The 25,217-nt window shown below is 70.9% G+C and carries 25 protein-coding genes; 17 read left to right on the top strand and 8 right to left on the bottom strand.

Annotated features, from left to right (window positions below; genetic code table 11):
- Window positions 1-5: 5 nt before the first annotated feature.
- The 4 genes from ACIBEJ_RS19170 to rfbD are packed head-to-tail and all read left to right on the top strand — an operon-like array spanning window position 6 to window position 4,259.
- Window positions 6-1,415 carry a sugar transferase gene (locus tag ACIBEJ_RS19170; RefSeq protein ID WP_397184063.1) on the top strand — a complete coding sequence of 470 codons (1,410 nt, stop codon included), beginning with the start codon at window positions 6-8 and terminating at the stop codon, window positions 1,413-1,415.
- Window positions 1,416-1,417: 2 nt separating this feature from the next.
- A complete protein-coding gene (locus tag ACIBEJ_RS19165; RefSeq protein ID WP_397184062.1) occupies window positions 1,418-2,482 on the top strand; it encodes a glucose-1-phosphate thymidylyltransferase in 1,065 nt (354 codons plus the stop codon).
- Window positions 2,479-3,408, top strand: a complete 930-nt coding sequence (rfbB, locus tag ACIBEJ_RS19160; protein WP_397184061.1) for a dTDP-glucose 4,6-dehydratase — start codon at window positions 2,479-2,481, stop codon at window positions 3,406-3,408. Before ACIBEJ_RS19165 ends, rfbB begins: the two co-directional genes overlap by 4 nt.
- Window positions 3,408-4,259 carry a dTDP-4-dehydrorhamnose reductase gene (gene rfbD, locus ACIBEJ_RS19155; RefSeq protein ID WP_397184060.1) on the top strand — a complete coding sequence of 284 codons (852 nt, stop codon included), beginning with the start codon at window positions 3,408-3,410 and terminating at the stop codon, window positions 4,257-4,259. The genes rfbB and rfbD overlap by 1 nt, the downstream gene beginning before the upstream one ends.
- On the opposite strand, the gene ACIBEJ_RS19150 is transcribed toward rfbD, so the two are convergent.
- Window positions 4,241-4,816: a dTDP-4-dehydrorhamnose 3,5-epimerase family protein gene (locus ACIBEJ_RS19150; RefSeq protein WP_397184059.1), complete on the bottom strand. Its 576-nt coding sequence runs from the start codon at window positions 4,814-4,816 to the stop codon at window positions 4,241-4,243. The genes rfbD and ACIBEJ_RS19150 overlap by 19 nt on opposite strands.
- Before the next feature lie 49 nt (window positions 4,817-4,865).
- On the opposite strand from ACIBEJ_RS19150, the gene ACIBEJ_RS19145 reads away from it, so the two are divergent.
- From ACIBEJ_RS19145 to ACIBEJ_RS19095, 11 genes are all read left to right on the top strand, one after another.
- Entirely contained in the window at window positions 4,866-6,071 is a 1,206-nt protein-coding gene (locus ACIBEJ_RS19145; protein WP_397184058.1) for a methyltransferase domain-containing protein, read from the top strand.
- Window positions 6,068-6,829 (top strand): glucose-1-phosphate cytidylyltransferase, encoded by a 762-nt coding sequence (locus ACIBEJ_RS19140; protein ID WP_397184057.1) that lies wholly within the window; start codon window positions 6,068-6,070, stop codon window positions 6,827-6,829. The genes ACIBEJ_RS19145 and ACIBEJ_RS19140 overlap by 4 nt, the downstream gene beginning before the upstream one ends.
- The gene (locus tag ACIBEJ_RS19135; RefSeq protein WP_397184056.1) at window positions 6,826-7,464 is read left to right on the top strand and encodes a PIG-L deacetylase family protein; all 639 of its coding nucleotides are present in this window, start codon (window positions 6,826-6,828) and stop codon (window positions 7,462-7,464) included. Before ACIBEJ_RS19140 ends, ACIBEJ_RS19135 begins: the two co-directional genes overlap by 4 nt.
- A gap of 1 nt (window position 7,465) precedes the next feature.
- Window positions 7,466-8,485: an NAD-dependent epimerase/dehydratase family protein gene (locus tag ACIBEJ_RS19130; RefSeq protein WP_397184055.1), complete on the top strand. Its 1,020-nt coding sequence runs from the start codon at window positions 7,466-7,468 to the stop codon at window positions 8,483-8,485.
- On the top strand, window positions 8,482-9,720 hold the full coding sequence (locus tag ACIBEJ_RS19125) for a DUF4910 domain-containing protein (RefSeq protein WP_397184054.1): 1,239 nt from the start codon (window positions 8,482-8,484) through the stop codon (window positions 9,718-9,720). The genes ACIBEJ_RS19130 and ACIBEJ_RS19125 overlap by 4 nt, the downstream gene beginning before the upstream one ends.
- On the top strand, window positions 9,720-10,682 hold the full coding sequence (locus ACIBEJ_RS19120) for a hypothetical protein (RefSeq protein ID WP_397184328.1): 963 nt from the start codon (window positions 9,720-9,722) through the stop codon (window positions 10,680-10,682). Before ACIBEJ_RS19125 ends, ACIBEJ_RS19120 begins: the two co-directional genes overlap by 1 nt.
- A complete protein-coding gene (locus ACIBEJ_RS19115) occupies window positions 10,679-12,115 on the top strand; it encodes a lipopolysaccharide biosynthesis protein (protein ID WP_397184053.1) in 1,437 nt (478 codons plus the stop codon). Before ACIBEJ_RS19120 ends, ACIBEJ_RS19115 begins: the two co-directional genes overlap by 4 nt.
- Window positions 12,112-12,972 (top strand): glycosyltransferase family 2 protein, encoded by an 861-nt coding sequence (locus tag ACIBEJ_RS19110; RefSeq protein WP_397184052.1) that lies wholly within the window; start codon window positions 12,112-12,114, stop codon window positions 12,970-12,972. Before ACIBEJ_RS19115 ends, ACIBEJ_RS19110 begins: the two co-directional genes overlap by 4 nt.
- A 285-nt stretch (window positions 12,973-13,257) precedes the next feature.
- Entirely contained in the window at window positions 13,258-14,139 is an 882-nt protein-coding gene (locus tag ACIBEJ_RS19105; protein WP_397184051.1) for a hypothetical protein, read from the top strand.
- Between the two features lie 10 nt (window positions 14,140-14,149).
- The gene (locus ACIBEJ_RS19100; RefSeq protein ID WP_397184050.1) at window positions 14,150-14,854 is read left to right on the top strand and encodes a hypothetical protein; all 705 of its coding nucleotides are present in this window, start codon (window positions 14,150-14,152) and stop codon (window positions 14,852-14,854) included.
- 2 nt (window positions 14,855-14,856) lie between these two features.
- Window positions 14,857-16,251 carry an O-antigen ligase family protein gene (locus ACIBEJ_RS19095; protein WP_397184049.1) on the top strand — a complete coding sequence of 465 codons (1,395 nt, stop codon included), beginning with the start codon at window positions 14,857-14,859 and terminating at the stop codon, window positions 16,249-16,251.
- Here the strand turns inward: ACIBEJ_RS19095 and ACIBEJ_RS19090 are convergent.
- Window positions 16,206-17,258: a hypothetical protein gene (locus ACIBEJ_RS19090; RefSeq protein WP_397184048.1), complete on the bottom strand. Its 1,053-nt coding sequence runs from the start codon at window positions 17,256-17,258 to the stop codon at window positions 16,206-16,208. The two genes, ACIBEJ_RS19095 and ACIBEJ_RS19090, sit on opposite strands and share 46 nt — an antisense overlap.
- 13 nt (window positions 17,259-17,271) lie before the next feature.
- Window positions 17,272-17,817, bottom strand: a complete 546-nt coding sequence (locus tag ACIBEJ_RS19085; protein WP_397184047.1) for a dTDP-4-dehydrorhamnose 3,5-epimerase family protein — start codon at window positions 17,815-17,817, stop codon at window positions 17,272-17,274.
- Between the two features lie 26 nt (window positions 17,818-17,843).
- Here ACIBEJ_RS19085 and ACIBEJ_RS19080 point away from each other — a divergent pair, with 26 nt between their 5' ends.
- Window positions 17,844-18,674, top strand: a complete 831-nt coding sequence (locus tag ACIBEJ_RS19080; protein ID WP_397184046.1) for a glycosyltransferase — start codon at window positions 17,844-17,846, stop codon at window positions 18,672-18,674.
- A 244-nt stretch (window positions 18,675-18,918) separates the two neighbouring features.
- On the opposite strand, the gene ACIBEJ_RS19075 is transcribed toward ACIBEJ_RS19080, so the two are convergent.
- Entirely contained in the window at window positions 18,919-20,109 is a 1,191-nt protein-coding gene (locus ACIBEJ_RS19075; RefSeq protein ID WP_397184045.1) for a glycosyltransferase family 4 protein, read from the bottom strand.
- Entirely contained in the window at window positions 20,099-21,412 is a 1,314-nt protein-coding gene (locus tag ACIBEJ_RS19070) for a nucleotide sugar dehydrogenase (protein WP_397184044.1), read from the bottom strand. The genes ACIBEJ_RS19075 and ACIBEJ_RS19070 overlap by 11 nt, the downstream gene beginning before the upstream one ends.
- 109 nt (window positions 21,413-21,521) lie before the next feature.
- Between ACIBEJ_RS19070 and ACIBEJ_RS19065 the strand changes: the two genes are divergently transcribed.
- Window positions 21,522-22,571 carry an acyltransferase family protein gene (locus tag ACIBEJ_RS19065; RefSeq protein ID WP_397184043.1) on the top strand — a complete coding sequence of 350 codons (1,050 nt, stop codon included), beginning with the start codon at window positions 21,522-21,524 and terminating at the stop codon, window positions 22,569-22,571.
- Here ACIBEJ_RS19065 and ACIBEJ_RS19060 read toward each other — a convergent pair.
- Genes ACIBEJ_RS19060 through ACIBEJ_RS19050 form a run of 3 tightly spaced genes read right to left on the bottom strand, consistent with a single transcriptional unit; the run spans window position 22,563 to window position 25,098 of the window.
- Entirely contained in the window at window positions 22,563-23,555 is a 993-nt protein-coding gene (locus tag ACIBEJ_RS19060) for a GNAT family N-acetyltransferase (RefSeq protein ID WP_397184042.1), read from the bottom strand. The genes ACIBEJ_RS19065 and ACIBEJ_RS19060 overlap by 9 nt on opposite strands.
- Window positions 23,552-24,445, bottom strand: a complete 894-nt coding sequence (locus ACIBEJ_RS19055) for a glycosyltransferase family 2 protein (protein ID WP_397184041.1) — start codon at window positions 24,443-24,445, stop codon at window positions 23,552-23,554. Before ACIBEJ_RS19055 ends, ACIBEJ_RS19060 begins: the two co-directional genes overlap by 4 nt.
- Window positions 24,442-25,098 carry a polysaccharide deacetylase family protein gene (locus ACIBEJ_RS19050; RefSeq protein ID WP_397184040.1) on the bottom strand — a complete coding sequence of 219 codons (657 nt, stop codon included), beginning with the start codon at window positions 25,096-25,098 and terminating at the stop codon, window positions 24,442-24,444. The genes ACIBEJ_RS19055 and ACIBEJ_RS19050 overlap by 4 nt, the downstream gene beginning before the upstream one ends.
- Between the last annotated feature and the right edge of the window lie 119 nt (window positions 25,099-25,217).

Raw genomic sequence — 25,217 nt, 5'->3', positions numbered from 1 at the left:
AGGCCATGCCGCGTCACGCATCCAGTATCTGGACGCGGGCGTATCTACGGCTCTTATTACTGGGCGACGTCGTCTGCGCGGTGGTCTGCTGCGCCTTCGTCTTCGGGGTACGGCTGGCCTTCGGCGCGTACATCCCGGCGGAGGAGTTCGCGCTGGGCCTCGGGCTGCTCGTCGCCTGGCCGCTCGCGCTGACGCTGGGCGGCGCGTACCGTCAGCGAGCCCACGGCGAGGGCACTGACGAGTTCCGCGCGGTCTTCAACGGCGGCGTCGGGCTGATGGCGGCGGTGGCCATCGGCGCGTACGCCACCCAGACGGCCGTCGCCAGGAGCTTCGTCATGGCCACGCTGCCGCTGGCGATCATCACGACGCTTTACTTCCGCTACCGCATGCGCAAACGCCTGCACAGCAGGCGGGCGGTCGGCGACTACATGCGCCACGTCATCGCGGTCGGACACCGGGAGGCCGTGCTGGACCTGGTGGTGACCTTCCGCCGCCAGCCGCACCACGGCATGGTGGTCGTGGGCGCGTGCCTGCCGCCGGACTCCATGGGCGCCGACCTCGAAGGGACGCCGGTGCTCGGCTCCTTCGCCGACGTGGCCGAGGTCGTGGCCAAGGTCGGGGCGGACGCCGTGGCGGTGCTGGCCTGTCCCGAGCTCGACGGGACCACGCTGCGCAGGATGGCCTGGAGCCTGGAGACGGACAAGACGGATCTGTTCGTCGCGCCGGCGCTCATGGACGTGGCGGGGCCGCGCATCAGCATCCGGCCGGTGGCGGGGATGCCGCTGCTGCACCTGGAGCATCCGGAGTTCGGCGGTGCCAAGCGGGTGGTGAAGAACGCCTTCGACCGGGTGGTCGCGGCGCTGGCCGTGCTGCTGCTGTCGATGCCGCTGCTGGGTATCGCGCTGGCGATCCGGCTGACCAGTCCCGGGCCCGTTTTGTTCCGCCAGACGCGGGTGGGCAGGGACGGCCGGACCTTTAAGGTCCTGAAATTTCGGACAATGGTGGTAAACGCCGAGCAACTCAAGCACACCCTCCTCGACGAGAACGAGTTCGACGGCGTGCTCTTCAAGATTAGGAACGATCCACGCGTCACCCGGGTGGGCGCTTTCCTGCGCCGATATTCCATCGACGAGCTGCCCCAGTTGCTCAACGTCGTCGCCGGCGACATGTCGCTCGTCGGCCCGCGCCCGCCGCTGCCGGAGGAGGTCGCCGAGTACGGCGTGGACGTGCGCAGGCGCCTGGTGGTCAAACCGGGCATGACCGGGTTGTGGCAGGTCAGCGGCCGTTCCGACCTAACCTGGGAGGAGTCGGTACGGCTCGACCTCAGGTACGTCGAGAACTGGTCGCTCATCCTCGACCTGCAGATCCTCTGGAAGACCTGGTCGGTCGTCACCCGTGGAGAAGGGGCCTACTAGCCGTGAAAGCACTCGTCCTCGCCGGAGGGTCGGGGACCCGGCTCAGGCCGATCACCCACACCTCGGCCAAGCAACTGGTGCCCGTCGCCAACAAGCCGGTCCTGTTCTACGGGCTGGAGGCGATCGCCGCGGCGGGCATCCGCGAGCTGGGCATCGTGGTCGGTGACACGCACGCCGAGATCGAGGCGGCCGTCGGCGACGGCTCCGCGTTCGGGCTGGAGGTCACCTACCTGCGGCAGGAGGCGCCGCTCGGGCTGGCGCACGCGGTGCTCATCGCCCGCGACTTCCTGGGCGGCGACGACTTCGTCATGTACCTCGGCGACAACTTCATCGTCGGCGGGATCAACGACATCGTCTCCGGATTCATGGCGAGAAAGCCGGACGCCCAGATCATGCTGACCCGCGTCGGCGACCCCCGCCAGTTCGGCGTCGCGGAACTGCACCCCGACGGCGGCGTCAAGAGCCTGGAGGAGAAGCCGCAGCACCCCAAGAGCGACCTGGCCCTGGTCGGCGTCTACCTCTTCACCGCCGCCGTCCACGAGGCGGTGGCCGAGCTCAAGCCGTCCTGGCGCGGCGAGCTGGAGATCACCGACGCCATCCAGTGGCTGATCGACCGGGGCTACCACGTCGAGTCCACGACCATCACCGGCTACTGGAAGGACACCGGCAACGTCGAGGACATGCTGGAGGTCAACCGGCTGGTGCTGGAGTCGACGGAGCCGGCCGTACGGGGAGAGAGCCTGGACAGCGAGCTGATCGGCCGGGTGCGGCTGGAGCCGGGCGCCCGCGTGGAGCGCTCGCGCGTCGTCGGACCCGCCGTCATCGGCGCCGGCGCGCGCGTCACCGACAGCTACGTCGGCCCGTTCACCTCGATCGGCGCCGACTGCGTGGTGGCCGACAGCGAGATCGAGTACTCCATCGTGCTGCCGCGCGCCTCCATCGAGGGCGTGCGGCGCATCGAGTCCTCGCTCATCGGCCACGACGTCCAGGTCACCCCCGCCCCGAACACGCCCAGAGCCCACCGCCTCGTGCTGGGCGATCACAGCAAGGTCCAGATCAGCTCATGAGAATCCTCATCACCGGTGGCGCGGGGTTCATCGGGTCGGCGTACGCGCGCCTGTGCGCGGACGACGGCGCCGAGATCACCGTGCTCGACAAGCTCACCTACGCCGGCGACCGGCGCAACCTCGACGAGGTGCCCCACACGTTCGTCCACGGCGACATCTGCGACGGCGCGCTGCTCGACGAGGTGGTGCCCGGCCACGACCTCGTGGTGAACTTCGCCGCCGAGTCGCACGTGGACCGCTCGATCGACGGCGCCGCCGAGTTCGTGCGCACCAACGTGCTCGGCACCCAGACCCTGCTCGACGCCTGCCTGTCGGCCGGCACGCGCAAGGTCGTCCAGGTCTCGACCGACGAGGTCTACGGCTCGGTGGACATCGGCTCCTGGACCGAGGACGCGCCGCTGCAGCCCCGCTCGCCGTACGCGGCGGCGAAGGCCGGCGGCGACCTGATGGCCCGCGCCTACGCCGTCACCCACGGCCTGGACGTCTCGATCACCCGCTGCGGCAACAACTACGGCCCGCGCCAGTACCCGGAGAAGGTCATCCCGCTCTTCGTCAGGAACCTGCTCAGGAACAGGAAGGTCCCGCTGTACGGCGACGGCGGCAACGTCCGCGACTGGGTCCACGTGAGCGACCACTGCGCCGGCATCAGGCTCGTCGCGGAGAAGGGCGAGCCGGGCGAGGTCTACCACATCGCCGGCACCGCCGAGCTGACCAACCTGGAGCTGACCGGCCGCCTGCTCGACGCCTGCGGCAAGGACTGGGACCTGGTCGAGTACGTGCGCGACCGCAAGGGCCACGACCGGCGCTACTCCCTCGACGACACGAAGCTGCGCGCGCTCGGCTACCGGCCCGAGGTCGACTTCGACCAGGGGCTGAAGGACACCGTCCGCTGGTACGCCGAGCACGGGGACCGGTGGGACGACTGATGCGCTGGCTGATCACCGGTGGCGGCGGCATGCTGGCCACCGACGTGCTGGAGCGGATCGCCCTCACCGGGGAGCCGGTGATCGCGCTGAGCCGCGCCGACCTCGACCTGTGCGACCCGCGCGCGGTGCGCGACTTCGTGTGCGCCTACAAGCCGCGCGTGGTGGTCAACTGCGCGGCCTGGACGGCGGTGGACGACGCCGAGAAGCACGAGGACGAGGCCCTGGCGATCAACGGCACGGCGGTCGAGGCGCTGGCCGACTCGTGCGTGCGGGCCGGGGCGCGATTATTGCAGCTCTCGACGGACTACGTCTTCGACGGGCGGTCGGCGCGGCCGTACCTGGAGGATGACGAGCCCAGTCCGGTCAACGCCTACGGGCGCGGCAAGCTCGCCGGAGAGGTCGCCGCCGCCGGTCACTACGTGGTGCGCACCGCCTGGCTGTACGGCGCGGCAGGCCGCAACTTCGTCAAGACCATGATCCGCCTGGCCGGTGAGCGCGAGACCGTGGACGTGGTCGACGACCAGCGCGGCCAGCCCACCTGGACCGCCGACCTGGCCGACTACCTCGTCCGGCTGGCCCAGTCCGACCGGCCGCCCGGCGTCTACCACGGCACCAGCGCCGGCGAGACCACCTGGTACGGCTTCGCCCGCGAGATCTTCACCCTGCTCGGCACGAGCCCCGACCGGGTCCGGCCGATCACCACGGCCGACTACCCGATGCCGGCCCAGCGCCCGGCCAACAGCCTGCTCGCCCACACCAGGGGCGAGACGCTGCGCGACTGGCGTACGGCGCTGCACGCCGCCTGGCCGGTGCTGGCCACGAGAGCCGGTCGTCAGTGCAGTCCCGCGTAGAACTCCCGGCATGCGGCGTAGGACGGCAGGAGTCCCGACTCCAGCGCCGTCTTCAGCGCGGGCGCGGCGGCGTCCTTGTCCGACAGCAGCGGCTCGTCCACCGGCCAGGCGATGCCGAGGTCGGGGTCGAGGGGGTGGACGCCGTGCTCGCCGCCGGGGTTGTAGCCCGAGGAGCACAGGTAGACCACCGTGGCCTGCTCGCTGAGCGCGAGGAAGGCGTGCCCGAGCCCTTCGGCGATGAGCACGGCCCTGCGCTCGTCGGAGTCGAGGCGCACCGCCTCCCAGCGGCCGAAGTCCGGGGAGCCCTCGCGCAGGTCGACGACGACGTCGAGGATCGCGCCGGACACGCACATCACGTACTTCGCCTGCCCGGGAGGCACGTCGGCGAAGTGCACCCCGCGCAGCACGCCCGCCTTGGAGACCGAGCAGTTGACCTGGACGGTCTCGAAGGGGCGCGGGAGGTCGGCGGTTCTGTAGGCCTCCAGGAAGGCGCCGCGAGGGTCGGCGTGGACGCGTGGGGTGAACTCCCACGCACCGTCGATGCTCAGGGGCTTCATAAGGCGCAGCATCACACGAACACTCCTGAAAGGGCTAGGTCGAGCTGACATGATCGTTTGCCGCCTCTGCGGATCGGGCGCGATGGCCGGTGTGGTGGACCTCGGCGCGACGCCGCCGTGCGAGCTGTTCCTGACCGCCGACCGCCTTGACCAGCCCGAGCAGACCTTCCCGCTGCACCTGCGGGTGTGCACGGAGTGCTGGCTGGCCCAGCTCCCGCCGCTGATCACCCCCGAGGACACCTTCTCCGAGTACGCCTACTTCTCCTCCTACTCCTCCTCCTGGGTGGAGCACGCCCGCCGCTTCGTGGACGGGCTGGCGCTCTGGCCGGACTCGTTCGTGGTGGAGGTGGCCAGCAACGACGGCTACCTCCTGCAGCACGTGGTCGAGCGCGGGGTGCGCTGCCTGGGCATCGAGCCGTCGGCCAACGTGGGCGCGGCCGCGGTGGAGAAGGGCGTGCCGACGCTCACCGAGTTCCTGTCGCCCGAGGTGGGCCGGCGGGTGCGCGAGGAGCACGGCCCCGCCGACGTGGTCGTCGCCAACAACGTCTACGCGCACATCCCGGACGTGGTCGGCTTCACCCAGGGCCTTCGGGCGCTGGTGGCCGACGACGGCGTGGTCGCGATCGAGGTGCAGCACCTGCTCACGCTCATGGAGCTGAACCAGTACGACACGATCTACCACGAGCACTTCCAGTACTACACGGCCGCCTCCGCGCAGCGCGCGCTGGCCGCAGGCGGGCTGACGCTCGTGGACGTGGAGCTGCTGCCGACGCACGGCGGCTCGATCCGGCTGTGGGCCAAGCCGGAGGGGACGCCGTCGGAGCGGGTGGCCGACGTCCTGGCGAGGGAGAAGGCCGCGGGACTGCACGAGATCTCCGGGTACGCCGACTTCGCCGCCCGGGTCGCCAAGGTCCGCCGCGACCTGCTGCGCTTCCTCATCGACGCCGCCGACGCGGGCAAGACCGTCGTCGGGTACGGCGCGCCGGGCAAGGGCAACACCCTGCTCAACCACTGCGGCATCCGGCCGGACCTGCTGGCGTACACGGTGGACCGCAACCCGTACAAGCACGGCAGGTTCACCCCCGGCAGCAGGATCCCGATCCTGCCCCCGGAGGCGATCGAGGCCGACCGGCCCGACTACGTGCTGGTCCTGCCGTGGAACCTGCGTGACGAGCTGGTCGAGCAGCTCGCCTTCGTCCGCGAGTGGGGAGGCCGGCTGGTCTTCCCGATCCCCAGGCTGGAGGTCGTCCAGTGAAGGTCGTCCTGTTCTGCGGAGGGCGCGGCACGCGCATGCGGCACGAGGGCGTGGGCGGTGACATCCCCAAGCCCATGCAGCTCGTCGGCCCCCGGCCGCTGTTATGGCATGTGATGCGGTACTACGCCCACTTCGGCCACAAGGACTTCATCCTGTGCCTGGGCTACGGCGCCCAGCACATCAAGGACTTCTTCCTCACCTACCAGTTCGCGCTGCGCGACGGCACGATCGAGATGCTGGAGACGGACATCTCCGACTGGCGGATCTCGCTGGTCGACACCGGCCTCGACTCGCCGATCGGCGAGCGGCTGCGCCGGGTGCGCGAGCGCCTGGACGGCGATGAGATGTTCCTGGCCAACTACGCCGACGTGGTGACCGACGCGCCGCTGCCCGAGATCATCGACCGCTTCGCCGCCTCGGGCGCGGGCGCGTCGATGATGGTGGTGCCGCCGACGTCCAACACCTTCCACGTCATCGAGATGGGCGAGGAGGGCCTGGTCGGCGGCATCACGCCGGTCAGCGAGATGCCGCTGTGGATCAACGGCGGCTTCTTCGTGCTGCGCCAGGAGATCTTCGACCACATCCCCGAGGGCGGCGACCTGGTGGCCGACGGCTGTATGGAGCTGGCCAAGCGCGGCCGCCTGCTCGCCTACAAGCACCGCGGCTACTGGCGCCCGAGCGACACCGTCAACCAGCGCCTGGAGCTGGACGGTTCGTGGAGCCGGGGCGAGCGTCCGTGGGCGCTGTGGGAAGCATGATCGGACTCAGGCCGGGCCGCCTGGAGCGGATCGTGGCGCTCGGCGCCCACTGCGACGACCTCGCGATCGGCGCCGGCGCCACGCTGCTCACGCTGGGCGCGGCCCGCGTGGACGCGCTCGTCCTGTCCGGCGGCGGCACCGTCAGGGAGGACGAGGAGCGGGCCGCGCTGAAGGCGTTCTGCCCGGAGGCCGAGGTGCAGGTGACCGTCCTGGACATCCCGGACGGCCGGCTGCCGGCCCACTGGGAGCGGGCCAAGGACGCGCTGGAGGAGCTGCGCGCCGCCACCGACCCCGACCTGATCCTCGCCCCCTGGGCGGGCGACGCCCACCAGGACCACCGGGGCCTGGCCAAGCTGGTGCCGACGGCCTTCCGCGACCATCTCACGCTCGGCTACGAGATCGCCAAGTGGGACGGCGACATGGGCCGGCCCAGCGCCTACCATCCGATCGAGCCCGAACTCGCCGAGCGCAAGGCGGACCTGCTCCACCTGTTCTACCCCTCGCAGCGCCGGCGTTCCTGGTTCGACCGCGAGACCTTCCTCGGCCTGATGCGCCTTCGCGGCATCGAGTGCAACAGCCGCTACGCCGAGGCCTTCCACGTGAACAAGCTGACGATCGACCTGGCTGGAGACTGACATGCGGGTACTTCTGACCGGACACCAAGGCTATCTGGGCACCGTGATGGCCCCGGTCCTGCGCGCCGCGGGCCACGAGGTGACCGGCCTGGACTCCGGCCTGTTCGCCGACTGCGTGCTGGGCCCGGCGCCGGACGACCCGCCCGGCCACACCGTGGACCTGCGTGACGCCGGGCCCGAGGTCTTCACCGGCATCGACGCGGTGGTCCACCTGGCGGCCCTGTCGAACGACCCGCTGGGCTCGCTCGCGCCCGAGCTGACCTACGACATCAACCACCACGCCTCGGTACGGCTGGCCGAACTGGCCAAGGCGGCCGGCGTGCGCCGCTTCCTCTACGCCTCCACCTGCTCGGTCTACGGCGCCTCCGGCGGCGACGGCCTGGTCGGCGAGGAGGCGCCGCTGAAGCCGGTCACCCCCTACGCCGAGTCGAAGGTGCGCGTGGAGGACGACCTGGCCAAGCTGGCCGACGACGACTTCTCGCCGGTGTACCTGCGCAACGCCACCGCCTTCGGCTTCTCGCCCAGGCTGCGGGCCGACATCGTGCTGAACAACCTGGTCGGGCACGCGTTCCTGACCGGCGAGGTCCGGGTGCTGTCGGACGGCACGCCGTGGCGGCCGCTGGTGCACGCCCTGGACATCGCCCAGGCGTTCGCCCTCGCGCTGGTCGCGCCGCGCGCGGCCGTACACGACCAGCCCTTCAACGTCGGCACCGAGCGCAACAACGTGACGGTGGCCGAGATCGCGCGGGAGGTCGCCGACGCGGTGCCGGGCTCGCGGCTGACGATCACCGGCGAGGCGGGCAACGACCCGCGCTCCTACCGCGTGGACTTCTCCAGGATCCGCCGGGCCATGCCGGAGTTCGAGGCGGGCTGGACGGTGGCGGCGGGCGCGGCGGAACTGGTCGCCGCCTACCAGCGGCACGGCCTGGACAAGCACGGCTTCGAGCGCCGCTTCACCCGCCTGGCCCGCCTGGCCGACCGGCAGGGCGCGGGCACCGTGGACGGGACGTTGCGCCCGTGAAGGAACTGGTCGAGCGCCTTTATCCGATCTGCCGCAGCATCACCGGTGACGGCGTCCGCGAGACGTTGTCGATCATCGGCGAGCACCTGCCGCTGACGGTCTCCGAGGTGCCGACCGGCACCGAGGTGCTCGACTGGACCGTGCCGCGGGAGTGGAACATCCGCGACGCCTGGATCAAGGACGCCGCCGGCCGCAAGGTCGTCGACTTCCAGCGGCTCAACCTGCACGTGGTCGGCTACAGCGTGCCGGTGCGCGGCACGTTCACGCTGGAGGAGCTGCGCCCCAGGCTGCACACGCTGCCCGGCCTGGTGCCCTACCGCACCAGCTACTACAGCGAGACCTGGGGCTTCTGCCTCACGCAGGAGACGCTCGACGCGATGGACGAGGGCCCCTACGAGGTGCTCATCGACTCCACGCTGGCCGACGGCAGCCTGACCTACGGCGAGCACGTCGTCCCGGGTGAGCTCGACGACGAGGTGCTGATCTCCTGCCACATCTGCCACCCGTCGCTGGCCAACGACAACCTGGCCGGCGTCGCGGTCGCGGTGGAGCTGGCGAAGAGCCTGGTCAGCCCGCGCCACACCTACCGGTTCATCTTCGCGCCCGGCACCATCGGCGCGATCACCTGGCTGGCCCGCAACCGCGGGCGGATCGAGCGGATCAAGCACGGCCTCACCCTGGCCTGCGCCGGCGACCCCGGCCCGCTCACGTACAAACGCAGCAGGCGCGGCGACGCCGAGATCGACCGGGCCGTCGCCCACGTGCTGCGCGAGCGACCGCACACCCTGCACGACTTCTCGCCGTACGGCTACGACGAACGCCAGTACTGCTCACCCGGTTTCAACCTGCCGGTCGGCGGCCTGACCAGGACCCCGTACGCCGGCTACCCCGAGTACCACACCTCGGGCGACAACCCGGGCTTCGTCACCGAGGAGGCCATGGCTGACACCCTCGACGCGCTCAAGCAGGTCGTCGAGGTCCTGGAGGGCAACCGGGCCTACCTCAACCTCAGCCCGTACGGCGAGCCGCAACTAGGCCGGAGAGGTCTCTACTCAGCACTGGGCGGAAGGAGTGACACGAAACAGGCCCAGATGGCGATGTTATGGGTGCTCAACCTCTCCGACGGCGACACCACCCTGCTCGACATCGCCGAGCGCGCGAACCTGCCGTTCTCGGCGGTGGCCCAGGCCGCTGTCGCGCTGCATGGCGCGAGCTTGTTGAAGGAGAAGACGTGATGGAGCTCCGGGTCGGGGACCTGGTGGAAGTTCGGAGCGAAGAGGAGATCCTGGCCACCCTGGACGATCGGGGCGAGCTGGACAGCCTGCCGTTCATGCCGGAGATGCTCAAGTACTGCGGGCGGCGCATGACCGTGCACAAGGTGGCGCACAAGCTCTGCGACACCATCGAGAAGGGGCGCATGCGCAGGATGGAGCATGCCGTACATCTGACCGGGGCGCGCTGTGACGGCGGCGCGCACGGCGGGTGCGGGACGGCCTGCTCCCTCTACTGGAAGCACGCGTGGCTGAAGAAGGTCACGCCGGCGGAGCCGGAGGAGGCGGCCAGGCGGGCGCCGAAGCTGCTGCCGCTGCTGGACGCCAACACGCTGAAGGGTCTCGACCGTTTCTCCTGCCAGGCCACCGAGCTGCTGCGCGCGGCGCCGACGTGCGTGCGCTTCAGCGACGTCGGCCAGTACGTGACCGACGTGAAGAGCGGCAACGCCGGGGTGCTCGCGACCGCGCGCACGATCCTGGTCGGGCTGTTCAACCACTGGCAGCGCTTCTCGCGGCGGCTGCCCCGCCCGATGCGCATCAAGAACGGCATCAACTGGGGCTTCGTGCCGCCCGGCACGCTCAAGCGCACCCCGTCCGGCATGCTCGACCTCAAACCCGGGGAGCTCGTGCGGATCCGCCCGAAGGCCGACATCCTCGCGACGCTGGACGCCGACCGTAACAACAGGGGCCTCGGTTTCGAAGAGGAGATGGCCAGGCACTGCGGCAAGGTGACCAGGGTCCGCTCACGGGTGGAGGTCTGCGTCGACGAGCGTACAGGCGAGTTACTGACCATGAAGAGTCCGTGCATCACGCTCGAGGACGTCGTCTGCGCGGGCGCTTACAGCGTCAACTGCCCGCGCGAGTTCGTGCCGTTCTGGCGGGAGATCTGGCTGGAACGTGTCAACGAGAGCGAGAACCATCAGTGACATCCATTGGTCAGCAGGCCGGACGCGGTCTGCGCTGGGGACTGGTCGGGAACCTGATCACCCGGGCCGGCTCGTTCACCATGGGCCTGGTCCTGGCCCGCCTGCTGACCCCCGAGGACTTCGGCCTGTTCGCGGTGGCCATGGCCGCCACCGCGTTCGTCATGACGGTCAAGGACCTCGGCATCATGGCCGCGGTCGTGCAGTGGCGCGGCAAGCTGGAAGACGTCACGCCGACCGCGACCCTGCTCTCGTTCGTCTCCGCGATCATCCTCTACGGGATCTTCTGGCTCGGCGCCCCCTACTACGCCGCCGCCTCCGGCGCGCCCGAGGCGACCGGCGTGGTCCGGCTGCTGACCGCGATCATCCTGGTGGAGGCGTTCACCGCGGTCCGCAGCGCCGCCATGCTGCGGCGCTTCGAGCAGGACAAGCTGACCACCGCCATCGCGATCGGGTTCGTGGCCAACGCGGCCGTCGCGATCTCGCTGGCCAAGGCGGGCGCGGGGGCCTACAGCTTCGCGTGGGGCCAGGTCGTGGCCGCGGTCATCACCGGCGTGATCGTCTTCTTCTGGGCCAAGCTGCCCGGCAGGATCGCCTTCGACCGGCCGATCGCGGTCAAGCTGATGAAGTTCGGCCTGCCCTCGGCGGCGGGCGTAGGGCTGGAGAGCGTGCTGCTCAACGCCGGCTACATCGTGGTCGGCGCGGTCATGGGCCCGGACTGGCTCGGCTACTTCCTGCTCGCCTTCAACGTCTCCAGTTGGGTGCCGGGCCTGATCGGCAACGCGATCAGGAACGTCGCCATCCCCGGCTTCTCCCGCCTGGCCGAGGACGGCGGAGAACGCCTGTCCGACGGCGTACGGCGGGCCACACCCCTGCTCTACACCGCGATCCTGCCATTCGCCGTGATCATGGCGATCCTGGCGCACCCGCTCATCGACTTCCTCTACGGCGAGAAGTGGGGGCAGTCGGCCGGAGTGCTGCGCTGGCTGGCGGTGGTCATGGTCGTCAGGATGCTGGTCGCGCTGACCTACGACATCCTCACCGCGCAGGGCGCTACCAAGGCGACGGTCTGGATGAACCTCGGCCACGCCTTCGTGCTGCTGCCCGCGCTCATCGTCGGCGCCCACCTCGACGGCATCAGGGGCGCGGCCATCGGCCAGGCGGTCGCCTCGGTCGCCGCGGCGCTGCCGCTGGCCGTGTTCTTCCTGCGCAGGGCGGGCGTGGACCTGCGCGGCATCGTGCCCTCGCTGGTGCGCCCGACGCTCGCCGCCCTGCTCGCCACCGCCACCGCGTACGTGATCGAGCGGCTGGTGGACGCCCCGGCGCTGGTCGAGCTGATCACCGCGGGCGGCGCCGCCATGCTCGTCTACACCCTTGTCGTCGTGCCCGTTCTCAGGAAGATGCCCTCTTTCGGGAAGAAGGAAGTCGCGTCATGACCGTCTCCATCGGCCTGCCCGTCTACAACGGCGCCGAGCATCTGGCCGAGACCGTCCGATCGATCCTGGCCCAGGATCACACCGACATCCAACTGGTCATCTCCGACAACGCCTCCACGGACGGCACGCAGGAGATCTGCCGGGAGATGGCGGCCGCCGACGAGCGCGTGCTCTATCACCGTCAGCCGCGCAACCTGGGGACCATCCCCAACTTCATGACCGCGATGGAGCTGTCGACGGGCGAGTACTTCCGCTGGATCGGCGACGACGACCGGATCGAGCCGAACTACGTCTCGCGCGTGCTGCGCGAGTTCGAGCGCGATCCCCGGGTCGTCCTGGTGACGCACCAGACCGCGTACACCACGGACGGCGTGACCACCACCGCCCGCTACGAGGGCACCGAGCTGGGCTCGGACGACCCGGTCGAGCGCTTCGCCGAGCTGCTGCGGCTGCTGACCGAGAGCTACACGATCATCGACCCGCTCTATGGGCTCATGCGGCGCGACGTGGCGGTGAGCATCCCCCGGCCGATCCTGGTGCGCGAGGACGAACTGGCCGCGGCCCGCTACGCCCTCGCCGGGCCGTGGGCGCACGTCAACGAGGTGCTGGCGGCCCGCATCTGGATTCCGGCCCGCATGGTGAAGATGTCCAGGCGGCACGAGCTGCCGACGTGGCGCGGCGTCTTCGCCAACGTGATCTTCACCCGCGAGCTGCTGCGTGCCGCCGACGAGGCGGGGCTGGACGCCGACCAGCGCCGTCGTGCCCATGCCGCGGTCTACAAGCACTACGCGGCCCGGCAGCGGATGCTGTTGCGGCGCCGTACGCGTCGCCTCCTGCGCCTCATTCCGGGTATGTAACGGATGGCCCCATATTGCCGAGGTATAAGCAATTAATTGGGGCGGGGAGCACTTCAAGGGGGAGATCTTCACCTGTCCGGCCACGGCCGCGTCGACGTGCTGGCCGGGAGGGGCGCGCCGAACGTGGACGCCGCGTGTAGCGACATCACGCTGGGTGACTTCATGCGGGCCGGCGACCTTGAGCGGATACCGGAAGCCGCGCGTGCTATGTAACGACAAGCCCGATTGGAACGATGAAACCGTGTTGGAGGCCTGCGTCCCGGGCACTGAGGGGGAGACCGGCACGTGAATTTCTGGAAGGCGCTCCTGCGCCTCCTCCTGCAGAAGCGCATCGGGATCCCCGTCGCCCTGGCCGCCGTAGGCGTCGCCGCGGCGACCTTCGCCGTCATCCCCGTCCGCTACACGTCGAGCACCATCATGATGGTGTCGCCGCCGGTCAACGGCGGCGTCGTCAACCGCAACGCGGTCAACCCGGGTGGCGGCGGCAACCCGCTGCTCATCCAGACCGAGGGGCTCAGCACCGCCGTCGCCACGCTGGTGCTCGCGCTGAGCGTCGAGAAGACGCGGGTCGAGCTGGGCGCGCCCAAGGACGGGCCCACCGAACTGGTCGTCAACGACGGCAGCACCAGCCCGCGGCTCATCGGCATGGACGGGCCGTTCCTGTACGTGGAGGCCACCAGCACCTCGGCCAAGGCGTCGGCGGACGTCGTGGCCAGGGCGCGTGAGCGGCTGATCCGCGAGCTCGACGGCCGCCAGCGGGAACTGGGCGCGCCGACCGCGACCTACGTGGTGCTCATGGACATCGTGCCGCCCACGCCGCCCGAGTCCGACGCCATGGACAAGGTCATGGGCGCCGCGATGGGCTTCGTGCTCGCGCTGTTCCTGGGCATCAGCGTCGTGTACGGGCTGGAGCGCCGCCGGGCCAGGCGGCGGGTGGAGCGGGCGCCGGCCGTACCGGAGAAGGAACTGGTGGTGCACGCGCAGATCCCGGACAAGCGGCCGGAACCCGCGCCCGCCGTCGAGTCGGACGAGGACGACATGCCGACCGACTCCTTCCCCGCCGTCGTCGCCGAGGACAGCTCCAACGGCAACGGCAAGGCGAAGACGGAGGAGCCCGAGGACGACAGCGAGCCGGAAGAGGCCGTGGCCACCGAGCGCGGCGGCTGACGGAGGCGCCATGGACTTCTGGAGCACGATCGGCGTGCTGTTCCGGCGCTGGTACGTGGTGCTGCCCGCGTTCGCGCTGGCGATCTTCGCCTCGCTCGCGGTCTACCGCACGGTGCCGGTGCAGTACGCCTCGAACGCCGTGATCGCCCTGACCCTGCCCAAGAACGGCGGGGTGCTGCCCTACAACCCCAAGGAGCCCAACCCGGAGCTCAACCCGCTCATCGTCACCGAGCGCGGGCTGACCGCCACCGCCTCGATCCTCATCGCCGCGCTCAACTCGCCCGACGTGGCCACCGAACTGGGCGCCCCGCCCGGCGGCGCGGTCGAGCTGAGCGTCAACAACGGCAGCAGCAACCTGGAGGCGATGGCCAACGGCCCGCTGGTCTACATCGAGGTGGAGAGCCCGTCGCCGGACCTGTCGCGCGAGCTGGTGCAGCGGGTCAGCGCCCGCGCGCGGGTGGAGCTGCGCGAGCGGGAGGTGCAGGTCGCGGCCCCGGCCACGACGTACATCGTGGTCACCGACGTGGTGGCGCCCACCGACCCGGAGCCCCGGCTGGCCCGCAAGTCGCGGGCCATGGTCGTGGCGCTGGCGCTCGGCGGCATGGCCGCGCTCACCTCCGCCTACGCCGCCGAGAGCATCGCGCTGGCCAGGCGCAGGCGGGTGGCGGGGAACGCGGGCCTGCCCGAGGTGGTCCTGCCCGAGCGGGTGCCCTGACCATGGCCATCGACTTCCGGCCCGCCGGGCTGCCCAGCCTCAACGGGCACCGGCCCGTCCAGGTCGCCGACCTGGACGGCATGTTCGCGGGCCCGCGCGCGGACGGGGCCACGGTCGCGTGCATCTACATCCTGATCCTGCTGACGACGCCCGCCGCGCTCATCGTGCGCGGGCTGCCGCTGTCGGTCACGCCCGCGGCGATCATCGGCATGATCGGGCTGGTCCTGTGGCTGCTCACCCAGCTCACCACCACGCTCGGGGCGGCCAAGGGCCGCAACCTGGCGCGTTCGGGCCTGTTCCTGTTCTTCACCGCGAACCTCATCAGCTACGGCTACGGCACCTACCACTGGCTGCCCTCCGACGAGCTGAACCTGGCCGACCAGAACCTCTTCCTCCTGCTGGCCAACCTGGGCATCGGGCTGCTGGTCTGCGACGGCGTACGCGGGATCGAGCGCCTGAACCTCGTGCTGAAGGCGGCGGTGGCAGGCGGCGCGATCATCGGCGTCATCGGCGCGATCCAGTTCATGACCGGCTTCGACATCACGCGCTACATGGTGCTGCCCGGCCTCCGGCTGAGCTGGGAGGACCTGTACGTCTTCGAGCGCGGCTCGGTGCGCAGGGTGTCGGCGACCACCGCGCACCCGATCGAGTTCGGCGTCATCAGCGCGATGCTCCTGCCGATCGCGGCGCACTACGCGCTGCGGGCCAAGGCGCTGGGCCAGCCGTACCTGCGCTGGTGGGCGTGCACGGCGCTGATCGGGGGCGGGCTGATGTTCTCGGTCTCGCGCTCGGCGGTGCTCAGCCTGGTGGCGATCGCCGCGGTGCTGGTGTGCGGGTGGACGTGGAAGCGGCGGCTGCGGGCCCTGGCGGTGCTCGCCGGGTTCCTCGCGGTGATGAAGGTGGCGGTGCCCGGCCTGCTGGGCACCTTCCTCGACCTGTTCGTCAACTTCTTCACCGACTCCAGCGTGCAGTACCGCACCCACGACTACGGCATCGCCGTGGCCGAGATCGAGCGGCACCTGTGGCTGGGGCGCGGCACCGGTAGCTGGTATTTCCCGAAATATCAGGTGTTCGACAACCAGTACATGCAGACCGCCATCGACCTCGGGCTGCTCGGCGTCGCCGTCTACGTGCTCATGATGGCCTTCGCCATCGCGGCCGGGCTCTGGGCCAGGCGGCTGAGCAAGGACCCGCACGTACGCGACCTCGGACTCACGCTGGCCGGCGTCATGCTGGCCCCGATCGTGGCCTCGGCCACCTTCGACCTGCTCGCCTTCGCCACCGTGACCGGCCTGATGTTCCTGCTCATCGGAACCTGCGGCGCGCTGCTGCGCGTCGCCAGACAGGAGGCTCAGCCCATGCACTCCAGCGGCCCGACCACCCCGGTCACCCGGTAGGAGTCGTCGATGGTGACGAGCTGGTTGTCGCGCCAGTCGACGGTGGCGCACTCGACCTCGGCCGGTTTGTAGTCCCAGGTGTTGTCGACGAGCAGGTTGTTGCGGAAGATCACGTACCCGCCGATGTCCCAGAGCTGGATGCTGAACGTGCCGCCCATCAGCAGGTTGTTGGTCATCACGACGTTCTCGACGTCGGGGTTCTGGGTGCGCGGGATGAAGATCGGCGCGTTGTGGTCGGGGACGTCGCGCTGGTCGATCGTGTTGTGGTCGAAGACCAGGTTGCTTCTGGCGTAGTAGCCCTGAATGCCGTCGGAGTGGTCCTTCGGGTTGGAGCACAGGTCGATGAAGGAGTCCTGGACGACGATGTCGTCGCCGGAGAAGCGGATGCCGTCGCCGTGGTTGCGCACGTGCACGCGGACCGCGGTGAACTCGCCGTCGCCGATCGCGGGCAGGCTGTCGCAGCCCTGCGCGGGGCCGACCGTGCTGTCGCTGATCGTGAAGCGCTTGAGCTTCCTGTCCTTCTCGTTGAGGATGCGGCCGTCGATCACGCTGTTGGTGATCACCACGTCGTCGGCCAGGACGACCAGGTCGCCCTTGATGTGCACGCGGTCCAGCCGCCGCCCCGCCATGTCGACGCGGTGGGCCTGGCCGCTGTCGTTGAGCACCGCCTCGGTGAGCTTGGTGCCGGGCGGCACACCCGTGCAGGCGGCGGTGGGATGGTCGGGACAGACGCGGCCGTCCGGGGTGACGACCTGGCGCGGGCCCAGCGAGGTGGGCTTGCTCGTGGAGTCGGGCGTCGGCTGCGGCTTGCCGGTGGTGGCGCTGGTGCCGGTGGCGGTCGGCTGGGACGGCGTGTTCGCCGAAGCGGTCACGGTGACGGTGACCGTCGGCCCGCCCCGCGGGGTCAGGGCGCCGCTCGACGGCACCTGCCCGCCCGCGGCCGTGCACGCCGCCAGCGCGCACACCAGCGCGGCGAGCGCGGGCAGGCGCTTGAACAACCGTCGCATCGCAGCCACTCCTTCAGGTCAGGCGGTCGAGCAGGCGCGCCCACGAACCGGCGGCGAGGTCGCGCGCGCTGACCGCCGTGGCCGGCAGCGGCCAGTCGATCTTGAGGTCCGGGTCGTCGTAGCGGACCGAGAGGTCCTCCGACGGGTCGTGCTCGCGGTCGATGCGGTAGCAGACGTCGGTCTGCTCGGTCAGGGCCTGGAAACCGTGGAGGAATCCAGCGGGCACGTAGAGGGTCACGAAGCTCTCGTCGTCGAGCGTCACCGCCAGGCTCCCGCCGAACGTCGGCGAGCCCGGCCGGATGTCGACGAGCATGTCACGGACCGCTCCGCGCGCGCACCTCACCAGTTTGGCCTCCCCGCGCCCCGCCCGCCCGTGCATTCCGCGAATCGTGCCCCGGCGCGAGCGCGACTGGCTGTCCTGCACGAACGCGGCGGCGTCGATCCCGTGCTCGGCGGCCAGCACGCTGTCGAACGTCCGGGTGAACAGGCCCCGATCGTCGCGGTGGGGCGTCGGAACGAACAGCAGGACCCCGTCCAGGGTGGTCCGCTCTACTCTCATGGTCGGCCTTCCGAAGGGAACGACAGGTGAATCCCGTCGCCAGCATCGTCATCCCCGCGCACAACGAGGAAGCGGTCATCGCGGCCGGACTCGACCGGCTGCTCGACGGGGCGGCTCAGGGGGAGTTCGACGTGATCGTGGTGGCCAACGCCTGCACCGACGCCACCGTGCGGGCCGCCGCCCGGCCCGGTGTCCGGGTGCTGGAGACGCCGGTCGCGGGCAAGGCCAACGCGTTGCGGATGGGGGACGCGGCCTGCCGTACCTTTCCGCGGGTCTACGCCGACGCCGACGTCGGGCTCGACGCGGACTCCGCCCGCGCGCTGGCGGCCGCGCTGGCGCGGCCGGGTGTGCTGGCCGCCGCGCCCAGGCCCGTGTGGGACCTGGCGGGCGCCACGTGGGTGGCCGGTCGGGTGCACCGGGTCCACGACGCGCTCGTGGCGCCGCACCGGGCGCTGGCGGGCGTCGGCGTCTACGCGCTCGGCAAGGAGGGGCACGCGCGGGTCTTCCCGCTGCCCGACGTGCTGTCCGACGACGGCTGGGTGCAGGCGAGCTTCGCCCCCCACGAGCGCGTCGTGGTGGACGGCGCGACCTCCGTGGTGCGGCCCGCGCGCTCGGTCCGCGCGCACCTGCGGCGCCGCGTGCGGGTGCGGCTGGGCAACCGGCAGCTCGCCGAACTCGGCCGGCCGGTCAACGCGGTGCCGCTGCGGCTGGGCGACCTGGGCGCGCTGCTGCGCGCCCGCCGGGTGAGCGTGCTCGACGCCGCCTGCTACCTCGCCGTCCTCCTGGCCGACCGCCTCCTGACCCGGGTACGGCGCGGCCGTCCCGCCGAGTGGGGCACGGACACCAGCAGCCGCTGACCTCAAGACACAACCCACGACAGGCTCATACCTGCGCGGTTCGCGGCCGGCCCCACGGGGCGGCCCGCAAGGAGGCTCGGTGGCCGGCCCGTGAGGAGGCACGCGAAGCGGCTTGTGGCGGGGCGCGTGAGGCGGTTTGCCGTGCGGCGCGTGAGGCGGCTCGTGGGGTGAGTCGTGGTCAGGCTCGTGCGGCGGGTTGTGCTTGGGCTGTTGGGGTGGGCTTTGGTTGGGCTCATGGGGTGGCTCACCGGCGGGTGACGGCGGCCTCGTAGGCGGCCAGCAGGGCGGTGCGGGAGTTCGCCCACGACAGCGGCCCCGACACCCGGGCCTGCCCGATCTCGCCCATCCTGCGGCGCTCGTCCGGGTCGTCCAGCAGTAACGCGATCAGCTTGGCGAACTCCGACTCGTCGTTCGGCGGCGCGTACCGGGCCGCCTCGCCCGCCGAGACCCTGGCCTCGCGCAGGTCGAAGGAGACGATCGGCCGGGCCATCGCCATGTACTCCATGATCTTGTTCATGGTGGAGACGTCGTTGAGCGGGTTGAGCGGGTCGGGCGCCAGGCAGACGTCCGCCGTGGACAGGTAGCGGAGCAGGTCGGCGTCGGGGATGCGGCCGGTGAACTCCACGACGTCGTCCAGCCCGAGCGTCCTGGACAGCTCGACCATGGCCTCGAACGTGTCACCGCCCCCCACGAACACCGCGTGCCAGTCGGTCCGCCCCACCTCGTCGCGGAGCTTGGCCAGCGAACGCAGCGCGTAGTCCACCCCGTCCTGCGGGCCCATGACGCCCAGGTAGCACAGCAGGTGCGGGCGGCCCTTCTTGAGCGCGGGCTCGGGCGGCACCTGGTGGAAGCGCTCGACGACGGGGGCGCTGCGCACGACGAAGACGTCCTCGGGGCGCTTGCCGCCGCGGGTGAGTGCCACCTGCCGGTAGGACTCGTTGGTGGCGATGACGACGTCGGCGACCCGGTAGGTGGCCCGCTCCAGCAGGCAGACCGCCCGGTAGAGCAGGTCGCGGCCGCGGGTGAAGCGGGACTCGTACAGCTCGGGGATGAGGTCGTGCTGGTCGAAGACGTAGCGGCTGCGCCAGCGCAGCTTGGCCAGGAGGGCGACGAGGAAGAAGAAGTCCGGCGGGTTGCAGCCGTGCACGACGTGGACCGGGCCCACGCGTCCGAGCAGGCGGAACGTGTGCCACAGGGCGGTGCCGTACTCCTTGAGATAGCCCTTGGGGCCGCCGGTCGCGGCGGTCAGCGGGTAGCGGTGGATCGTGACGCCGTCGATCACCGCGTGCGGCTCGGTGTCCTGCTTGGCGCCCTGCGGGCAGATGACGTGCACCTCCCAGCCCGCCTCGCGCAGCGTCGTGCACTCCTGCCAGACGCGCCGGTCCATCGGCACGGACAGGTTCTCGACCAGGATCAGCGCTTTCCTACCAGCCAAGGCCCACGTATCCAGGTTGGGCCCGGCGCCGCTCGGCGTCGGGCAGGCGGACGAGGTCGACGACCGGGCGGTCTCCGGCGTGCGCGAGCACGTCGAGCACGGCCTGGTCCTTGCAGCCGACCACGCACACCTCGGCGTGGTCGAGCACCTCCGGCGCGGAGTCGGTGAGCAGGTCGGCCAGGTGCGGCAGGCGCTGCTCGACGTAGGCGCGGTTGGCGCCCATCAGCCGCGACAGGGTGACGTTCGCGTCGTAGATGCGCAGGTCGTAGCCCTTGCCGAGCAGGCGCTCGGCCATCTCGACGAGCGGGCTCTCGCGCAGGTCGTCGGTGCCCGGCTTGAACGACAGCCCGAACAGCCCGACCCTGCGCCGGTCGGCGGCGATGACCAGGTCGAGGGCGCGCTGCAGGTGCGCCTCGTTGGCGGGCAGCACGTGCGACAGCAGCGGCACGGAGACGTCGGCGCGGCGCGCGGCGTAGACGAGACCGCGCAGGTCCTTGGGCAGGCAGGAGCCGCCGAAGGCGAAGCCGGGGCGCAGGTAGGCGGGGGAGACGTTGAGCTTCCTGTCGGCCAGGAAGACGTCCATGACCCGGTGGGAGTCGATGCCGAGGGCCTGGGAGACGGCGCCGATCTCATTGGCGAAACCAATTTTCATCGCATGGAACGCATTGTCGGCATATTTCGTCATCTCGGCGACGGGGAGCGGAACGCGGAATATCTCGCCGGGTAAATCCTGGTATAACGCGGCGACCAGATCTCCCGTCTCGCGATCGGATTCCCCGATCACCGTTTTCGGCGGGTCGAAGAAGTCGCGCACGCTGGTGCCCTCGCGCAGGAACTCGGGATTCACCGCGACTCCGAAATGCGTCCCCGCCTTCAGCCCGGAGGCGCGTTCCAGGATCGGGATGAGCAGGTCCGCGCAGGTGCCCGGCAGCATGGTGCTGCGGAAGACGACCGTGTGCCTGCGGGTCCCGTCGATCGCCCGCCCGATCTGCTCGGCCACGCGCTCCAGGAAGGCCGTCGACAGGCTTCCGTTCGCCGCCGACGGCGTTCCCACGCAGATCAGCGAGAGGTCGCTGGCCGCCACGGCCTGGGCCGCGTCGGTGGTGGCGCGCAGCCTGCCATCCTGCACCACCTCCAGCGTGAGCTCGCCGATCCGCTCCTCCACCACGGGCGCGAGCCCGCGGGAGATGAGGTCCACCTTGTCCGGGTTGACGTCCACTCCGACGACCTCGTGGCCCATCGAAGCCAGGCACGCCGCCGAGACGCAACCGACGTACCCGAGGCCGAAGACGCTGATCCTCATCTGCCCTCCCAGACAAGCAAGGGCAGCGCATCCCCCCGCCCACGTCTCGGATATCGACAGGTGCGCTTGGAACGTTACGAGACACGGCAGGTCGTGATATTTACGGGTGATGAGCGAGCTCGTAGCAACTCGCAAGCGGCTGGATTCACTGACCGGCTTACGGTGGATCGCCGCCTTCGCGGTCTTCGGTTTCCATATCCACGCGGCCGGGTTGACCAGCGACCCGGCGTTGAAGGCGGTGCTGTCCGCCCTTTTCTCCGCGGGCGCCGCCGGCGTCCCCTTCTTCTTTATTCTGTCCGGGATGGTGCTGACGTGGTCGGCGCGGCCCGGCACCTCCCCTGGCGTCTTCTGGCGGCGCAGGGCCGCGCGGGTGCTGCCCAATCACGTCCTGACGTGGCTGGCCGTGCTGGCGCTGCTGGCCGTCTCCGGCGCCGCCGTCTCCGCCGGACCGGCGCTGAGCGGGCTGGTGCTGCTGCAGAGCTGGGTGCCGGTCGAGGCGTACTACTTCGGGGGGAACACACCGGCCTGGTCGCTCTCCTGTGAGCTCGCCTTCTACGCGGCCTTCCCGGTGTTGCTGCCGTTGCTGCGGCGCGTGCCCGAGGGGCGGATGGGGTGGGTGGCGGGCGGGTTGCTGGCCGGCATCTGGGCGGTGCCGCTGTTGTCGCAGCCGATGGGTGACGAGGTCGCCTACTGGTTCGTCTGGATCTTCCCGGTGACGCGGGCGCTGGAGTTCGCGCTGGGGATCGCGCTGGCGCTGCTGGTCGCCTCCGGGCGGTGGCGGGGGCCGGGGCTGCCGGTGGCGGCGCTGGTCGCGCTGGCGGCCTATGCCACCGTGCCGTTCGTGTGGGAGCGCTGGGGATGGGTGGCCTGGACGGCGGGGCCGTTCGCGCTGCTGATCGGGGCCGCGGCGACGAGTGACAACCTGGGGGAGCGGGTCTCGTTCCTGGCCTCGCGGCCCATGGTGTGGCTGGGGGAGGTCTCCTTCGCCTTCTACCTCGTCCACCAGCCGGTGATCAGGGTGGCGGGGCGGCTGGTCGGCCCTGACCGGGCGGTTCCCGTCGTGCTGGCGGCGGTCGTGGGCATGCTCGCGGTCGCGCTGGTCCTGTCGTGGGCGCTGTACCGGTATGTCGAACGGCCGCTGGAGCGGCGGCTACGTTAGCCGCCGCTTGACCCGGCTCAGCGTGGGCCTGGCCCGCTCCAGGGCGGTGCGGGCGGCCCGCCGTACCGGATTGCGGGTGACCAGGCCCTGGCCCACGCTCGTCTCGCCCGTCTTGGCACGGCGTTTGTACTCGTCGTCGCCGCGCCCCAGGTCGATGCGGGTCACGCCCAGGGACGGCGCGGCCAGCACGAGTTCGCGCAGCAGGATCCAGCCCGGCGCGAGCTTCGCGTGCCCGGGGTCGTAGACGGGGAACCACCAGTGCAGCACCCCGCCCGACCTGATCCCGAAGTGCGCCGCCAGCAGGTGCGGGCCGGCGTGCAGGGTCGACAGGATGCCGGAGAAGTCCGGCTCGCGGGTGTGCAGGAGCAGCTTGAGCAGGTCCGCGCGGCCCGGCTCGGAGAAGTAGTCGCGCGCGCCCGTCGCCCGGTACTGGGCCCGCTTGAGGTCGATCACCCGCGCCAGCGCCTCCTCGTCCAGGCTGTCGGCGGCGAAGCGTACCGATCCCAGCTCGCGCCCGGCCTTGGCGGCGCGCCTGCGCGCCTGCCCCATGTTGTCCTTGCCCGCCTTCGACGCGAGCGCCAGATAGCCGTCCAGCCCGCCCTCCACCTCCACGTACGGCGAGGCCCGCCGAGTGATCGTCCACCGGTCGAACCCGGCCGCCCCCTCGACCAGATGATCGAACTCGAACGCCGTCACCCCCTTCCCCAGCAGCCCGAGCGGCTCGAAGACGGCCCCCGGCGCCACCAGCGGCCCCTGGAAGTCCGCACCCGGCCACCCGGCGGGCCGCAGCGTCGAGCCGGAGAGGTGGCAGGCCAGCAGCGCGTCCTCGCCCACGGCGACGTGCACGGCCTGCCCGCTGGCGTGCACCGCCCCGGCGAAGCGCGGATGGAAGAACGGGCTGTCCATCGCCGGATCGGCCGCGCGCAGCCGTTGCCAGGTGTCGAGCTGCTCCAGCGTCAGCTCGTGGAAGGGCAGCAACCTCATTGCGGCAGGCTCTTCCAGCGCCGCGACGGCCGCAGCAGCCAGGTCACGCACTCGCGCGAGGTCCTGCGCCCGGTCAGCGCCCGCGCGCCCTCGCCGAGCAGCACGATGAGGAAGTACAGGCTGCCCGCCAGAGCGCCGCGTCGGCGCCGGAACAACCGCACCTTGTTGACCATGAGCAACGCGGCCAGCGACGGGTTGACCGCCGAGTCGCCGCCGATGTGCTCGATCACCGACGCCGGTTCGTACCAGGTGGCCCAGCCGTGGTCGGCGGCCCGCAGGCAGTACTCGGTCTCCTCGCTGTAGAGCAGGAACGACTCCTCCCAGGGCCCGAGCTCGGCCAGCATCCGCGCCGACATGCACAGCGCCGCGCCGGTGGCCCAGGCGACCTCGCGCGCCTGCGTGTACTCGCTCGGGTGCGTCACCAGCTCGCCCAGCCTGCCGAGCCGGCCCGCCCTGATCCCGCCGATCGCCGCCTCCACCGCAGCCCTGCCGAGCGACGGCATCCGCCGCAGCGACGGCTGCAGCGATCCGTCCGGATTCACCATGTACGGCGCCGCGATCCCCCGCCAGGCCGCCTCGGCCAGCGGCAGGATCGAACCCGGCCGCAGCCGGCAGTCCGGGTTGATCAGGTAGACGGCGTCCAGTTCGTCCAGGTCGAGCGCGGCCACGGCGGCGTTGACGCCCGCCGCGTACCCCGCGTTCGAGCCCACCTCCACCACCCGGGCCCCGCCCGCCTTGGCCAGCGCCACGCTGTCGTCCTTGGAGGCGTTGTCGGCCACCACCACGTCGATGAGCTTCACGCCCTCGGAGCCCGCCACGATCGAGCGCAGGCAGCCGTCGATCACGTCGGCGCTGTTGTAGGTGACGATCACCACCGCGACCCGCTTCATCCGCGCGTCCTCTTGTAGAGCCGGGCGCCCAGATCGCGCGGCGACGTCCTGGCGTGCAGGACCCGCTCGATCCACGCGCCGTCCAGGTCGTGCTTGAGGCTGGTGCGCGCCTGCAGCCAGCCGCCCGCCCTGGCCCTGCCGCCGTCGCTGGTGTACGCCCGGGTCACCCCCGCCTGCCTGAGCCTGGCCAGCACGCGGCGGTCGTAGGAGCCGAACGGGATCGCCACCCTGGTCACCCGGCGTCCCGACACCTCGCTCAGCACCGCGTGCGCCTGGGCCAGTTCCTGCTCCGACTCGCGCGGCGAGACGTGCCGCCAGTCGCGGTGCGCCCAGCCGTGCGAGCCCACCCGCATCCCCGAGGCCACCAGCGCGCGCACCCCGTCCTCGTCCAGGCGGCCCGGCTTGCCCAGCTCGCCGGCCAGCACGAAGAACTCCGCGTGCAGGCCCCGCTCCAGCAGCCTCGGCAGCGCGATCTCCAGGTCGGAGGCGTTGCCGTCGTCGAAGGTGACCCGCACGTCCGGCCGGTTCACCACCGCGTCCATGACCTGCTCGAAACGTTCCACGCTCACCCAGGTCAGATCCTCGCCGGGATCGAGCGTCCGGCAGGTTTCGCCGATGCCGTGCACGGTCAGGTTGACGACCGAATCCCCCACATGCCCCTCCCAGTCAGCTTTAGGTAATCGGGCGGCGGATGACCCCGTTACACCGCGGCCAGGCGGAGCTCGCCGTGCGGGCCGTACATCTGGTGGACCGTGCGCTTGCCGACCCCCGG

The organism is Nonomuraea sp. NPDC050790, assembly GCF_044456745.1.
GTDB lineage: Bacteria > Actinomycetota > Actinomycetes > Streptosporangiales > Streptosporangiaceae > Nonomuraea.
Note: the sequence above shows the minus strand (reverse complement) of the source record. Positions and strands in the feature narration are given on the sequence as shown.